The sequence below is a fragment of the Nocardia sp. XZ_19_231 genome, from assembly GCF_015355705.1.
Lineage (GTDB): Bacteria > Actinomycetota > Actinomycetes > Mycobacteriales > Mycobacteriaceae > Nocardia > Nocardia salmonicida.
This window is the reverse complement of the sequence record NZ_JACUZI010000003.1, coordinates 1,037,737-1,051,793: the sequence shown is the minus strand read 5'-3', so window position 1 is coordinate 1,051,793 and position 14,057 is coordinate 1,037,737. Positions and strand designations below refer to the sequence as shown.

At 67.3% G+C, this 14,057-nt stretch carries 14 protein-coding genes and 1 riboswitch; of the genes, 5 read left to right on the top strand and 9 right to left on the bottom strand.

All coding sequences use genetic code 11. The features are described 5' to 3' along the window. Position 1: 1 nt before the first annotated feature. From thiC to IBJ82_RS18035, 7 genes are all read right to left on the bottom strand, one after another. Positions 2–1,645: a phosphomethylpyrimidine synthase ThiC gene (thiC, locus tag IBJ82_RS18065; protein ID WP_194827000.1), complete on the bottom strand. Its 1,644-nt coding sequence runs from the start codon at positions 1,643–1,645 to the stop codon at positions 2–4. Beyond that, positions 1,638–1,763: riboswitch (TPP riboswitch) on the bottom strand. It overlaps the preceding gene by 8 nt. Positions 1,764–1,836: 73 nt before the next feature. Beyond that, positions 1,837–4,092 (bottom strand): MMPL family transporter, encoded by a 2,256-nt coding sequence (locus IBJ82_RS18060; protein ID WP_194826999.1) that lies wholly within the window; start codon positions 4,090–4,092, stop codon positions 1,837–1,839. Positions 4,093–4,228: 136 nt separating this feature from the next. Continuing rightward, positions 4,229–5,407 (bottom strand): fumarylacetoacetase, encoded by a 1,179-nt coding sequence (gene fahA / locus IBJ82_RS18055; RefSeq protein WP_228537179.1) that lies wholly within the window; start codon positions 5,405–5,407, stop codon positions 4,229–4,231. Continuing rightward, positions 5,404–6,606 carry a homogentisate 1,2-dioxygenase gene (locus tag IBJ82_RS18050; protein ID WP_194826998.1) on the bottom strand — a complete coding sequence of 401 codons (1,203 nt, stop codon included), beginning with the start codon at positions 6,604–6,606 and terminating at the stop codon, positions 5,404–5,406. The genes fahA and IBJ82_RS18050 overlap by 4 nt, the downstream gene beginning before the upstream one ends. Before the next feature lie 73 nt (positions 6,607–6,679). Next, a complete protein-coding gene (locus IBJ82_RS18045; protein ID WP_194826997.1) occupies positions 6,680–7,489 on the bottom strand; it encodes an exodeoxyribonuclease III in 810 nt (269 codons plus the stop codon). Positions 7,490–7,511: 22 nt separating this feature from the next. Next, complete coding sequence (locus tag IBJ82_RS18040) at positions 7,512–8,471, bottom strand: GNAT family N-acetyltransferase (RefSeq protein ID WP_194826996.1); 960 nt, start codon at positions 8,469–8,471, stop codon at positions 7,512–7,514. Beyond that, positions 8,461–9,051: a peptide deformylase gene (locus tag IBJ82_RS18035; protein WP_194826995.1), complete on the bottom strand. Its 591-nt coding sequence runs from the start codon at positions 9,049–9,051 to the stop codon at positions 8,461–8,463. The genes IBJ82_RS18040 and IBJ82_RS18035 overlap by 11 nt, the downstream gene beginning before the upstream one ends. Positions 9,052–9,222: 171 nt before the next feature. On the opposite strand from IBJ82_RS18035, the gene IBJ82_RS18030 reads away from it, so the two are divergent. From IBJ82_RS18030 to IBJ82_RS18010, 5 genes are all read left to right on the top strand, one after another. Then, positions 9,223–9,558 (top strand): DUF3263 domain-containing protein, encoded by a 336-nt coding sequence (locus IBJ82_RS18030; RefSeq protein WP_194826994.1) that lies wholly within the window; start codon positions 9,223–9,225, stop codon positions 9,556–9,558. A gap of 42 nt (positions 9,559–9,600) precedes the next feature. Then, positions 9,601–10,158, top strand: coding sequence for a LytR C-terminal domain-containing protein (locus tag IBJ82_RS18025; RefSeq protein WP_370585357.1), 558 nt, complete (start codon positions 9,601–9,603; stop codon positions 10,156–10,158). Positions 10,159–10,247: 89 nt separating this feature from the next. After that, positions 10,248–10,943 (top strand): superoxide dismutase family protein, encoded by a 696-nt coding sequence (locus IBJ82_RS18020; RefSeq protein ID WP_194826993.1) that lies wholly within the window; start codon positions 10,248–10,250, stop codon positions 10,941–10,943. Positions 10,944–10,955: 12 nt separating this feature from the next. Continuing rightward, positions 10,956–12,098: a glutamate--cysteine ligase gene (locus IBJ82_RS18015; RefSeq protein WP_194826992.1), complete on the top strand. Its 1,143-nt coding sequence runs from the start codon at positions 10,956–10,958 to the stop codon at positions 12,096–12,098. A gap of 50 nt (positions 12,099–12,148) precedes the next feature. Beyond that, positions 12,149–13,501, top strand: coding sequence for a phosphatase PAP2 family protein (locus tag IBJ82_RS18010; RefSeq protein WP_194826991.1), 1,353 nt, complete (start codon positions 12,149–12,151; stop codon positions 13,499–13,501). Here IBJ82_RS18010 and mnhG read toward each other — a convergent pair. Together mnhG and IBJ82_RS18000 are read right to left on the bottom strand one after the other, a co-directional pair. Next, positions 13,498–13,800 carry a monovalent cation/H(+) antiporter subunit G gene (mnhG, locus tag IBJ82_RS18005; protein WP_056814841.1) on the bottom strand — a complete coding sequence of 101 codons (303 nt, stop codon included), beginning with the start codon at positions 13,798–13,800 and terminating at the stop codon, positions 13,498–13,500. The genes IBJ82_RS18010 and mnhG overlap by 4 nt on opposite strands. Further along, positions 13,797–14,057 carry a monovalent cation/H+ antiporter complex subunit F gene (locus IBJ82_RS18000; protein WP_194826990.1) on the bottom strand — a complete coding sequence of 87 codons (261 nt, stop codon included), beginning with the start codon at positions 14,055–14,057 and terminating at the stop codon, positions 13,797–13,799. The genes mnhG and IBJ82_RS18000 overlap by 4 nt, the downstream gene beginning before the upstream one ends.

The following is a 14,057-nucleotide window of genomic DNA, read 5'->3' as shown; positions in this document are numbered from 1 at the left end:
GTCAGGAGACGACCGGGAGGTATACCTTGCTGCCCTGGTCGGCGAACTCGGCGGACTTCTCGGCCATGCCCGCCTCGATCGCGGCCACATCGGTGAGCCCCTGCTTCTCCGCGTACTCGCGCACGTCGGCGGAGATACGCATCGAGCAGAACTTCGGACCGCACATCGAGCAGAAGTGGGCGGTCTTGGCGGGCTCGGCGGGCATCGTTTCGTCGTGGTACTCGCGGGCGGTGTCGGGATCGAGCGAGAGCGCGAACTGGTCGTGCCAGCGGAATTCGAAACGGGCCTTGGACAATTCGTTGTCGCGGTCCTGGGCGTGCGGGTGCCCCTTGGCGAGGTCGGCGGCGTGGGCGGCGATCTTGTAGGTGATCACGCCGACCTTGACGTCGTCGCGGTTGGGCAGGCCGAGGTGCTCCTTGGGCGTGACGTAACAGAGCATCGCGGTGCCCGCCTGGGCGATGATCGCGGCGCCGATGGCCGAGGTGATGTGGTCGTAGGCGGGCGCGATATCGGTGGCCAGCGGGCCGAGGGTGTAGAACGGCGCCTCTTCGCAGAGCTCTTCCTCGAGCTTCACGTTCTCGACGATCTTGTGCATCGGCACGTGGCCGGGGCCTTCGATCATCACCTGCACGCCATAGGATTTCGCGATCTTGGTGAGCTCGCCGAGGGTTCGGAGTTCGGCGAACTGGGCCTCGTCGTTGGCGTCGGCGATGGAGCCCGGACGCAGGCCGTCACCGAGGGAGAAGGTCACGTCGTACTTCGCCAGGATCTCGCACAGCTCACGGAAGTGCGTGTACAGGAACGATTCCTGGTGATGCGCCAAACACCAAGCGGCCATGATGGATCCACCGCGCGAGACGATGCCGGTGACCCGCTTGGCGGTGAGCGGGATGTAGCGCAGCAGCACGCCCGCGTGCACGGTCATGTAGTCGACGCCCTGCTCGCACTGCTCGATCACGGTGTCGCGGTACATCTCCCAGGTGAGCTTGGTGGGATCGCCGTTCACCTTCTCCAGCGCCTGATAGATCGGAACGGTGCCGATCGGGACCGGGGAGTTGCGCAGGATCCACTCGCGGGTCTCGTGGATGTTCTTGCCGGTGGACAGGTCCATGATGGTGTCGGCACCCCAGCGCGCGGCCCACACCATCTTCTCGACCTCCTCGGCGATCGACGACGACACCGCCGAGTTGCCGATATTGGCATTGATCTTCACCAGGAACTTCTTGCCGATGATGGTCGGCTCCAGCTCCGGGTGGTTGTGGTTGGCCGGGATCACCGCACGACCCAGGGCGACCTCGTCACGCACCAGTTCGGGCGAGACACCCTCGCGGGCGGCGATGAACCGCATCTCGGGGGTGATGATGCCCTGGCGAGCCCAGGCGAGCTGGGTCGGCGGGCCGTCGACGGACGGGGTGTCCCATTCGTCGCGCAGTTTCGGTAGCCCTGCTTCGAGGTCGATCACCGCGTTGTCGTCGGTGTAGGGACCTGAAGTGTCGAAGACATCGAAGCTGTCCCCGTTGGTGAGGTTGATGCGACGAACCGGGATGCGCAGGCCGTCTACCTCCTGGTAGTGCTTGACGCTGCCCTGGATCGGACCGGTGGTGACGGTGTCGACCGTTCTGTCAGAAGACGCGTTCGAGCCCACGATAGTTCCTCCCTACGCCGGCATTACCCGGTCAGGTTCATACGGTCGACGGCCCTGAACGCCCGATTGGGCTAGCCGTCCTCTCAGCCCGCTGGTGCGAGCCCCCGTTGGTGTGAATTGCCCCGCCGACGTTACCCGCCGGGGATCGCGACCCGCCCGGGGACAGCCGGACGGGTCGCGCGCGAGGCTCGCTACACCGACGCCGAGTCGAGCTGCTTCGGCGCGTCGTGTGTGCTGTCCTCGGCCTCATCGAGCCCGAACTTGTTGTGCAGCACCACGAGCGGCTTCGGCGACCACCAGTTCCAGGTGCCCATCATCCGCATGAGCGCGGGGGCGAGCAGACCGCGGATCACCGTCGCGTCGCTGATCACCGCGAGCGCACAGCCGAGGCCGAACAGTTTCATCATCGACACTCCGGAGGTGGCGACGCCGAGGAACACGATGCTCATCAGTACCGCGGCGGCGGTGAAGATACGTCCGGTGCGGGCCACGCCCATCGCGACGGCCTCGGTATTGCCCTCGGTCGTCTTCGGCCCGGCCAGCCATTCCTCGCGAATCCGCGACAGCAGGAAGACCTCGTAGTCCATGGACGCGCCGAAGGCCAGGCTGAACATGAGGATGGGCATAGCCAGGTTGAGGGTGCCGGTGGCGGTGAAGCCGAGCAGCCCCGACAGGTGGCCTTCCTGGAAGATCCACACCATCGCGCCGAAGGTCGCCGCCAGCGACAGGATGTTGAGGATCAGCGCCTTCACCGGCAGCACCACGCTGCCGGTGAACAGGAACAGCAGCACCAGCGTGGTGAGCGCGATCAGCGCGCCCGCCAGCGGCAGTTTGCCGGTGATCGCGTTGACCGAGTCCTGGTTCAGCGCGGCCGGGCCGGTGATCAGGGCTTTCGACGGGGCGGGCACGGTGCGCAGGGTGTCGAGCTGGGCGCCGCCCGCGTCGGAGTAGGGGTCGAGTGTGGTGGCCACCGACAGGTAGGCGCCGTGCTGCGTGTCCGTCATCTCCGGCACGCCCGCTGCCACCCGCAGCCCGTTGCGATACACCGCCGCGCTGCTGAGGACGGCCGGTACGTCGGGCACCTTGGACAGGTCGCGGGCGTAGGTCTCGAGTTCCGCAGTGCTGCCGCGGAATTCGGGCAGCACGATGGTCGCGCTCGACGCGAGGTCGGCATCGAATTCGGTGCGAAGGATGTCGCCCACCTCGCGACTGGCGACCTCGGTCGGCAGCGACCGGTCGTCGGGATAGCCGAACTGGACACCGAGGAACGGCGAGCCGAGCAGCAGCAGGAACGCGGTGGTGGCCAGCGCGATCGACATCGGTCGCTTCATCACGGCCACGACCAGGCGATACCAAAACGTCTGACGCGGCGCCTTCTCCGTGCCCGGAGCCAGCCGGAACAGTCGGCGCATCGGTGCGCGCAGGTCGCCCGCGTCGATGCGATTGCCGACCAGGATGAGCAGGGCGGGCAGCACGATCACCGCGGCGGCCGCCGCGGCGGCGACCACGGCGATGCCCGCGTAGGCGAAGGATTTGAAGAAGTACTGCGGGAACACCAGCAGTGCCGACAGCGACAGCGCGACGACCAGCGCCGAGTACACGACCGTGCGACCGGCGGTCTGGATCGCGCGGGTCACCGCTGCGGTCGGGGTAGCGCCCCCGGTCAATTCCTCGCGATACCGGCTGACGATGAACAGGCTGTAGTCGATCGCCAACGCCAGTCCGAGTGCGGTGGTCATGTTCAGCGCGAAGATCGACACGTCGGTGAGGGCGGTCAGCACGCGCAGAATGCCCAGCGACGCCGCGATAGCGAACAGTCCGATCGCCACCGGCAGTGCGGCGGCCATGAGGCTGCCGAACACCAGTGCCAGCAGCAGACCGGTGATCGGGATCGCGATCGCCTCGGCGATGATCAGATCCTTGCTGATCTGGGTGTTGATGTCGGCGAAGGAGGCGGCGAGCCCACCGGCCTTGATCGTGACCGGACCGCTCTCGACCTGTAGTTCCTCGCTCAGCTTCGCCGCCCGAACGGGCAGTTCGGCGTCGTCGCCCTCGATGCTGGCCAGGATCAGCGCGTGCTTTCCGTCTTTGCTGAGCATCGCCTGTTCGAGATCGGGGCGCGCGGTCCAATACGACTGCACCCCGCTCACCTCGGGATGGGTGCGCAGTACGGCGATCACACGGTCGGCGGCCTCGCGCGCGGCGGCGGAGTTCGCGACGTCCTCGGTGGAGATGTCGAGGACGTAGTTGGGCTCGCTACCGGGGAAGTGCTCGCTCAGGTATTGGCTGGCCTGCACGGAATCGAGATCGGCGGTGACGAACCCGCCCGATTTCATGTGCGAGTGCACCGTGGCGCCGATCGCGCCACACAACACCATCAGTAACACTGCGACCGCGACCACCAACCGTGGTCGGGCAACGGCGGTGCGGGCGATTCTCGTCAACATCGTCGGGTGCCCTCTGTTCGGAAACGTTCGAACCGTCACCGTATCCCCGATCGATTCCGCCCGATACCGCCTCGGGGTGGAGGTGTGTCAAGTATCATCTCCGCCCCAGGGTGGACGCGGGACAGATCCGCTGGGGCTAGCCGGAAGTGGGCAGGATTCGGCCACCGACTTCGCCGAGGCCGATTCGCCGTCCCTCGGTGCCCGGCGCGGTGGCGGTGATCGTCACCTGGTCACCGTCGGCCAGGAACGTGCGTGCCTGATCGTTCACGGTGATGGATTCGGTGCCACCCCAAGACAATTCGATGAAAGACCCGCGTTGCGACGGCTCCGGTCCGGAAATCGTGCCGGAGGCGTAGAGGTCACCGGGGCGGATCGAGGCGCCGTTGGCGGTGAGGTGGGCCAGCATCTGGGCGGGGGACCAGTACATGCGCGAATAGGGCGGGTGCGCTACGACTTCGCCGTTCCAGGCGACGGTGAGATCGATGTCGAGGCCGTAGTCGTCGGCGCCGCGCAGGTACGGCAGCGGCTCGGGATCCTGTGCCGGGAGCGGCACCCTGGCCTGCGTCAGCGCGGAAAGGGGCGTAATCCACGCCGACATCGACGTGCTGAACGACTTGCCGAGGAACGGACCGAGCGGCTGGTACTCCCAGGCCTGGATATCGCGGGCCGACCAGTCGTTGACCAGGGCGACGCCGAAGACGTGCTCGGTGAAATCGTCGACGGTGACCGGTGTGCCGAGCGTGGAGCCGGTACCGACGACGAAGCCCAATTCGGCCTCGATATCCAGGCGTTCCGACGGTCCGAAATCAGGTGTGCCGGAGGCTGTTCGGCGCTGGCCCTGCGGCCTGATGACCGGCGTATCCGAGACGACGACGGTGCCCGCCCGGCCGTGGTAGCCCACCGGCAGATGACGCCAATTCGGTAGCAGCGGTTCACTATCCGGACGGAAGAGCCTGCCCAGGTTGGTGGCGTGGTCGATGCTGGCGTAGAAGTCGACGTAATCGCCGATCCGCACCGGCAACGCCATCCGTACCGAGGACACGGGGTGTACGGCATCGACCGGCAGCGCGGTGTCGGCGAGTTCGCGCAGCCTGTCGCGGACTTCGCGCCACCGGCGACGACCCTGTGCGAGAAAGGCATTCAGGTCGGGACGTGCGAACGCCGAATCGTCCAGCAGCGCGGCCAGATCGAGCACGGAATCGCCCAGTCGGGCCCCGACCCGGAACCCGCCGCCAGGCGGTGCGAAAACGCCGTAGGGCATGTTCTCCGCCCCGAACAGGGAATCGTCGGGGACCTCCACGCGCAGCAGGCTCATCCGAGCCCCGGCCCACGACCCGACCAGGTCCACGCGTACGCCGGATCTTCGCAGGCCAGCGCGCCCTCGCCGAGTTGCAGCGGCCGGAACGTATCCACCATCACCGCCAGTTCGTCGAAGAACTCCGCCCCGATGCTGCGTTCGTAGGCGCCGGGTTGTGGGCCGTGCGCATAACCGCCCGGATGCACCGACACCGAACCCTGGGCGATCCCGGAACCCTTGCGCGCCTCGTAGTTTCCGCCGCAATAGAACATGATCTCGTCGGAATCCACATTCGAGTGGTAGTACGGCACCGGAATCGACAGCGGGTGATAGTCGACCTTGCGCGGTACGAAATTGCAGACGACGAAATTGGCGGCCTCGAAGGCCTGATGCACCGGCGGTGGCTGATGTACGCGGCCGGTCAGCGGTTCGAAATCGGCGATATCGAAGGTGTACGGATACAGGCAGCCGTCCCAGCCGACGACATCGAACGGATGCCTCGCGTAGGTCATCCTGGTCCCGATCACCTCGTTGCCCGCACGATGTTTGACCAGCACCTCCACGTCGGTGTCGTCCACGAGCAGCAATTCGAGTGGTCCGTGCAGGTCCCGCTCGCAGTACGGCGAATTCTCCAGCAGCTGACCGAATTTCGAGAGATAGCGTTTGGGCGGGGTGATGTGGCTCGACGCCTCGATCACGTACGCGCGCAACGGTTCCTCGCCCATCGGCAGCCAGCGGTGGGTGGTCGACCGCGGCATGAGGACCTGGTCGCCCTGGTGTACCGGCAGGATTCCGAACACGCTCTCCACCACGGCCGCACCGGATTCCACGTACACCAGCTCGTCGCCGATGGCATTGCGGTACAGCGGTGACGCGCCCTTGGCGACCACGTACGAGATCCGCACATCGGCATTGGCCAGCAGCAACCTGCGTCCGGTCACCGGGTCGACCGTCGTGGCCGTATCGCCGGGGAACAGCAGTGGTAGCCGCAGATGTCGATGGTGCAGTGGATGATTCGGCGTCAATGTCTGGTCGGGTAGTTCCCAGACAGTCGCGTCGACAATGGCGGGCGGGAGACCACGGTGATACAGCAGAGAGGAGTCCCCGGAGAACCCCTCCTCGCCCATCAACTCTTCGTAGTAGAGGTTGCCGCGCTCATCCCGATGCTGCGTATGCCGCTTCGGCGGCACCGACCCGACCCGGCGATAAAACGACATAAAGCGCACCTCCCGCTACGTTGCAGGGTGAAACTTCCACCTCCAACGTAACCGAGAATGCGCGGCAGTTCCGTCAGAATTCGGCGATCACCGGCGCGTGGTCGCTGGCACCCTTGCCCTTGCGTTCCTCGCGGTCCACCGAGGCGTCCTTGATCCGGTCGGCCAGGGCGGGGGAGGCGAGGATGAAATCGATGCGCATGCCCTCCTTGCGGGGGAAACGCAGCTGGGTGTAGTCCCAATAGGTGTAGACGCCAGGGCCGGGGGCGAACGGGCGCATCACATCGCGGAAGCCGATATCGAGCATGGACTGGAACGCCTCGCGCTCGGGGGCGGAGGTGTGGGTCTTGCCGACGAACAGCTCCGGCGCCCAGACATCGTCGTCGGTGGGGGCGATATTCCAGTCGCCGACCAGCGCGATCTCGGCCTGTGGGTTCTCGGCCAGCCAGCCCGCCGCCTTCTCGTGCAGGGTCGAGAGCCAGTTCAGCTTGTAGGTGTAGTGCGGGTCGGCGAGCGTGCGGCCGTTGGGGACGTAGAGACTCCACACCCGCACCCCGCCGCAGGTCGCACCGAGCGCGCGCGCCTCGACCACCGGCGATTCGATCAGCGAATCGCCGGCGTCCTTGTCGAAGCCGGGCTGATCGGGGAAGGCGAGCTCGACATCGGTGAGCCCGACCCGCGAAACGATCGCGACCCCGTTCCACTGATTGAGCCCCACGTGCGCCACCTCGTACCCCGCGGCCTCGAACTGCTCGAAGGGGAACTGATCGTCACGGCACTTGGTCTCCTGCAACGCCAGTACGTCGATGTCGTGGCGGTCCAGGAAGGCGATCGTCCGATCGACGCGGGAGCGGATCGAGTTGACGTTCCAAGTGGCGAGACGCACGGAAGTGACGGTCCTTTCGAGGCTAATGACTCTGGGGGGCGGCGTAGCGATAGGCGTGGTGTTCCATGAAGCCGAGTTCGCGGTAGAGGGCGAGCGCGCCGGGGTTTCCCACCTCTACCTGGACGTAGGCGTGGCTCGCGCCCTGCTCGGCACCCCACCGGATCAGTTCGGCGCACAGCAGCGCGCCGAGTCCGTTGCGGCGGTGCGCTGTTGCTACGGCCACACAGGTGAGGCCCACCCAGCGTCGGCCGTCGGGGGCGGTGGTCACCGCGCCGCGGCCGATGGACAGGGGCTCGGGCAGGCCGAGTGAGGCGAAGCCGAGGGTGCCGTCCAGGACCGAGGTGAGCACGGCCCGGTCCGGTTCGCGCACGGCGGGGTCGAGGGGGATCTCGCCGCGGTAGCGGTGTGTCCGCAGCCAACCGTCCTCGGGCTCGTCGGTGATCCGGACCATCGACGGGCCTTGCGGCAGGACGAAATTCGCGATGTCGAGACCGAGGACCACGGTCTCGCTCCAGGTGTTCCAGGTCGGCGGGACAGGGGCGAGCCGGTCGGGCAGTTGCAGCAGCAGCGGCAACTCCTGACTCGTGTACCAGTCCGCGATCTTGTGCATGGTGTCGATCGACAGCACCGCGGGCACGCCCGACTCACCCAGTGGGACAGCCGAATTCGCCCGCCCGGTGTAGCCGTTACCCGCTCGCACCAGCCAACCGTCGATCCACAGGTGAGCGCTGCCCGGCCAGGCCATGGCCGCTGCGGTCTCCAGTGACCGGATCTCCTTGGTTCGAATAGGCCGGGGCCCCAGTGCTTTCAACGCGACGACGCGATCGGCGGACACCGACACCAGCTCACCCTCGACGGTGCGCACCGCCGGCGGCTCCAGCGACACCAGTTCGCCGATCACATCTGTGAGCGGTTGGGGATAACCCGCGGGCAGCTGGTACCGCATCACCACCCGCCGCCCGAGCGGAATGTCAGTCGTCATGACCGAACGGATCAGGAACGGTTCCCGGGATCCAGCTCAAACCCGGTGTACCCCAGCCATTTCGCTTGATCGCCTTCTTGGCGGCGCGGGCATTGCGGCCGATCAGCACGTCGACGTAGAGGAAACCGTCGAGGTGACCCACCTCGTGCTGCAGCATGCGCGCGAAGAAGCCGGTGCCCTCGAGTTCGACCGGCTCGCCGTTCTCGTCGGTCCCGGTGACCTTCGCCCAGTCCGCGCGACCGGTCGGGAACTGCTCGCCGGGTACCGACAGGCAGCCTTCCTCGTCGTCATCGGGGTCGGGCATGGTCTCGGGGATCGCGGAGGTCTCGAGCACCGGGTTCACCACCGCGCCCTTGCGGCGAACGGGGTTGCCGGTGGCGTCGAAGTCGGGGCAGTCGTAGACGAACAGCCGCTTGCCGACGCCGACCTGATTGGCCGCGAGACCGACACCCTTGGACTCTTCGAGCGTGTCGTACATATCCGCGATGAGCTCGGCCAGCTCCGCGGGGGTCTCCGTCACCTTCGCGGTGGGGTTGTGGAGAACGGGGTCACCGACGATCACGATCGGGAGAATTGCCATGCTCGCCATTATCGCCGCTCGGGTGGGCCGACGATCGGCGGACCCCTGTGGCCCGCGCCACCCCTACTGGCCTTCAGTCAACACGCCGTGACATGGGTCGAAGGATCGGGACAACCCATGGTTGAATACGACGGTATTCACCCATCTCGTGATACTCGGCGAGGGAGCAAGATGGACGGCGCAGCAGCTCGGGATGGCTCCGGGATCCCCGACGGCCCCACTGCGGGCGAACAGGATTCGGCGGCCGACGAGAGCACCGGTCTGAGTCGCCGCGAACTCGACATCCTGGACTTCGAGCGCAAATGGTGGAAATACGCGGGCGCCAAGGAAGACGCGATCCGCGAACTGTTCGCCATGTCGGCCACCCGGTACTACCAGGTGCTCAATGCGATCGTCGACTCCGAGGCAGCGCTGGCGGCCGATCCGATGCTGGTCAAGCGGCTGCGCAGGCTGCGGGCGAGCAGGCAGAAGTCGCGTGCCGCTCGCAAACTCGGTTTCCAGGTCTGACATGAGGGCCACACACCCGCTGTTGCGGCTAGGGTTGGGCGGGTGAGCAACCCGAACCCCACTCCCGGCGGCCCGCCGTTGCGCGCGCTGGCGATGGTGTTGATCGCGCTGGCCATTGTCTTCGCCGGTCTGGGTGCGATGTCGCTGTCGAACTCCGATGTCCAGGCCTCGGATACGGAGACCGAGACCACCACCTCCAGCGCGGTCGCGCAGGCACCGGCCACCACCAAGCCCGCGCCGACCACCACCAGCGCGGCCGACCCGACCACGACGACCTCCGTCGCGCCGACGACCACGACCGCGATCACGACGCCCACGGCGGGTACGGCGGATCAGGCTGTGCCGGTGCGGGTGCTGAACAACAGCCTGGTCGCAGGCCTGGCGGCCCGCACCGCGAGCGAGCTGACCACCGCGGGCTGGACCAATGTGAGCACCGGCAACTACAACGGCGCGAACCTCACCACCACCACCGTGTACTACGGCGGCGGCACGGGCGACAAGGCCGCTGCCACCGCGATCGCCGAGCAGGTCGGCGGAACGGTCGCGCCCAAGACGGGGGACACCTCACCAGGTGTTGTCGTCGTGCTGACCGGTCGCTGACCGAGGCGCGGCACGCGGTGCCGTAGGCCGTGTCGCCGCTGTGGCATCATCTTGAGCGGTATAGCCCCAGTCCGATAAGGAGTCTCCTGATGGCCACGTCGACAACTCGTCGCCCGTCCTGGCGCATTGTGACCCCGGTGCTCGCGGTCGCCGCGCTCGGGCTCGCAGCCTGCACCAACAGCCAGGAGTCGAGTGACGTCAAGGGCACCACGCCGCCGGTGTGGACCAGCTCGTCGGCACCCGCGGGTGAAAGCGGCGGCCACGGTGGCGGTCACGCCGCACCGTCGGCGACCGCGGCCCCCGGCCACAGCGACGATCACGGTGGCGCGGCAGGCGGCCTGAAGACCTCGCTCAAGAACGGCGCGGGCGCCGAGGTCGGCACCGCGACCATCGTGCAGGAGGGTGGCCACCTGGTCGTCACCGTCGAGGCGCGCGGCCTGACGCCCGGCTTCCACGGCCTGCACTTTCACCAGAACGGCACCTGCGAGGGCGACTTCGCCTCGGCAGGCGGGCATCTGCAGGTCGGCGGGGCCACCGCGCACCCGGCCAGCGGTGACCTCACCTCGCTGCAGGTCGGCGCCGACGGCACCGCGAAGCTGGTCACCCGGACCGACACGGTCACCCTCGACAACGTCAAGGGCAAGGCGCTGATCGTCCACGGCGGCGCCGACAACTTCGGCAACATCCCCCCGCGCTACACGCGCGAGGGCGGCACCGGCCCGGACGAGACCACCCTGACCACCGGCGATGCGGGCGCCCGGGTGGCGTGCGGCGTCGTCGGTTAGCGAGGCGTACCCATGGCCGGGGCATTCGAGTCGGTTTCGTTTCGCGGTTCGCCCCGGCCGACCATCGGCATCGAGTGGGAGATCGCGCTCGTCGACAAGGTGACGCGTGATCTGTCCAACACCGCCTCGACGGTGTTCGACGCGGTCGGTGACCTGCGCGCGCACGACGGCACCCCGCAGGTCACCAAGGAATTGCTCCGCAACACAGTCGAATTGGTGACCGGGGTACACGAAACGGTCGGCGGCGCGGTGGAAGACCTGCACGGCACCATGAACGCGGTGCGGCGCGCGGCCGATCCACTCGGTGTCGACCTGTTCTGCGCGGGCACCCACCCCTTCGCGCAGTGGTCGACCCAACAGCTCACGCGCTCACCGCATTACGACGAGCTGATCGAACGTACCCAGTGGTGGGGCCGCCAGATGCTCATCTGGGGCGTGCACGTGCATGTGGGAGTTTCGCACCGGGACAAGGTCTTTCCGATCCTGAACTCGCTGCTGCTGTCGTATCCGCATCTGCTCGCGCTGTCGGCGTCCTCGCCCATGTGGTCCGGTGACGACACCGGGTACGCGAGCAACCGGGCGCTGATGTTCCAGCAGTTGCCGACCGCCGGACTGCCGTTCCAGTTCGAGAACTGGCGTCAGTTCGAAGGTTTCGTCCACGACCAGATGAAAACCGGTGTGTTCGAACAACTCGGCGGCATGCACTGGGACATCCGGCCCGCGCCCAAGTGGGGCACCATCGAGGTGCGGGTGTGTGATGGCCTGTCCAGCCGGGCCGAACTGGCTTCGGTGGCCGCGCTGATCCACTGCCTGATCGTCGACCTGGACCAGCGCCTCGAAAACGGTGAGGACCTGCCGACGCTGCCGCCATGGCATGTGCAGGAGAACAAATGGCGGGCCGCGCGCTACGGGCTCGACGCGATCGTGATCGTCGACGACGCCAGCAATGAGCGTTTGGTCACCGACGATCTGATGGACCTGCTCACCCGGCTCGAGCCGACCGCGAAGCGTCTGGGCTGTGCCGACGAGCTGGCCGCTGTGGCAGACATTCTCCGCCACGGCGCCTCCTACCAGCGGCAACGCCGAGTCGCCGCGCAGACACAGGGCGACATGATCGCGGTCGTCGACGCGCTGGTGCGCGAGCTGGATCAGTAGCGTTCAGCTGCGCGGGGAGGCGGCGTTAACCCGCCGTTTACGATGGCTGGATGCTTGTCGAACATCCGCGCGCCGTCGCGGGGGGTGCCACCCTCGGTTCTCGTCTGCGTGAACCACGCACGCTCGCTGTTGTCGCCGTGGTCGCGGTGCTCGCGCTGCTGGTCGGACTGCAGATCGTTGCCTCGATCAACGGTTTCGACGGTCCGCTGGCCAGCTTGGCTCGTGACTTCGTCGGTACGCCCAAATCGATGTCGGTGCCGTGGGCCGGGCTCGTGCTCGCACTTGTCGGGATCTCCACGCGCCGCCGGGTGATCGCGCTGGCCGCCGCGATCGGGATCGATGCGGTGTGGGTCGCGCTGCGGCTCATCGACGGCAAGCCGTTCACCGTCGGCAACGGGCCGACGATCGTGCTTGCCGCGCTTGCGGTCGTCGCGGCGGTGCGCTGGCAGGGTCGTGAGCGCGGTGACGCGTTGAAGGCCGTGGCGCTCGGTGCGCTGCTGGTGCTGGCAACCAAGGTCGGCGATGTGTGGTTGCACCTGACTTCGGCGGTTCGCCCGACCGTGCTCGACGAGTACGCGCTGCTCGCCGATCACGCGCTCGGTGACCCGTCGTGGGTCGTCGGGCGGGTGCTGGATGTGCTCGGTCCCGAGGTGTACGCGGTGCTGCACTGGGTCTACATCGAACTGCCGGTGGCCGCGATCGCGATCGCGGTGTGGCAGCTGCGCAAGGTGGTCACGACCGGACAGTGGCCCAGCCACTATCTGGTGCGCACCTTCCTGGTGCTCGGTCTGGTCGGACCGCTGTTCTATGTGCTGTTCCCGATAGTCGGGCCGATGTTCGCGTTCGGGGCCGACGGGCACGGTTTCCAAGTGGGTAACTTCTGGCCCGCCGCGCTGCCCCCGCTCGACTCGAACCCGGCCGCGCTGCCGTTCGACGAATTCACCCCGCGCAACTGCATGCCCTCGATGCACACCGCGTGGGCACTGTCGCTGTTCATCCACACCCGCCGCGATATCGACGGGTCACGCGCGCCGATCTGGATGCGTTGGGGCGGCGCGTTCTGGCTGGCCGCCACGGTGACCGCGACGCTGGGGTTCGGCTATCACTACGGCGTCGACCTGGTGGCGGGCGCGGTGCTGTGCCTGACCGTCGAATCGGCGTTGCGCGCGCCCGAGCGGGGCTGGGGCGCGTTCCGGATCCGGCTGGTCGGCTTCGGCACGGCGGTGTTCGCGGCGCTGCTGCTGTCCTACCGCTACCTGGCGGTGCCGATGGCGGAGTATCCGGTGGCCGCGGGCGCGATCGTCATCGGGCTGTTGGCCGCGGTGGCCGTAGCCTTCCACAACACCTGGTTCGCCACCGCCCCCGAACCTGCCATCGAACGCATCGCAACGCCCGCCGTTTAGAACAACCCGTCGCGGTGACGTTGTTCTCGGTAGGCGGTGCGGCCGATGAGATGGGCGACGACCGGGGCCGTGATGATCGTGAACAAGCCCGTGAGGACGAGCATCCAGACATTGATGTCGTCGCGGATGTCGATGCCGGTGCCGACGAGCACCAGCAGGAGGCCGACCACCTGCGGTTTGGTGGCCGCGTGCATGCGGGTGAGGGTGTCGGGGAAGCGGACGATGCCGATCGACGCCGTGAACGCGAGCGCGCAGCCGGTCAGGATCAGGACCGCCGATACCCACTCCCACCCGCTCATCGGTCGTCCCTTACCCGGAATCGGGTGACCGCGGCCGAGCCGAGGAAACCGACCAGCGCGAGCGCCACGATCGCCGGGATCACCGTGGTGTCATCGCTGTAGGCGGCCCAGACCGCGAGCCCGGAGGCGGCGATGGCCATCAGTGAGTCGATGCCGACCACCCGGTCCAGGGTGCTCGGGCCTGCGAGTACGCGGTAGCTGGTGATCACCGCGGCGGCGGTGAGCAGGATGGCGGCGATTATCGCGACGACGGTCAT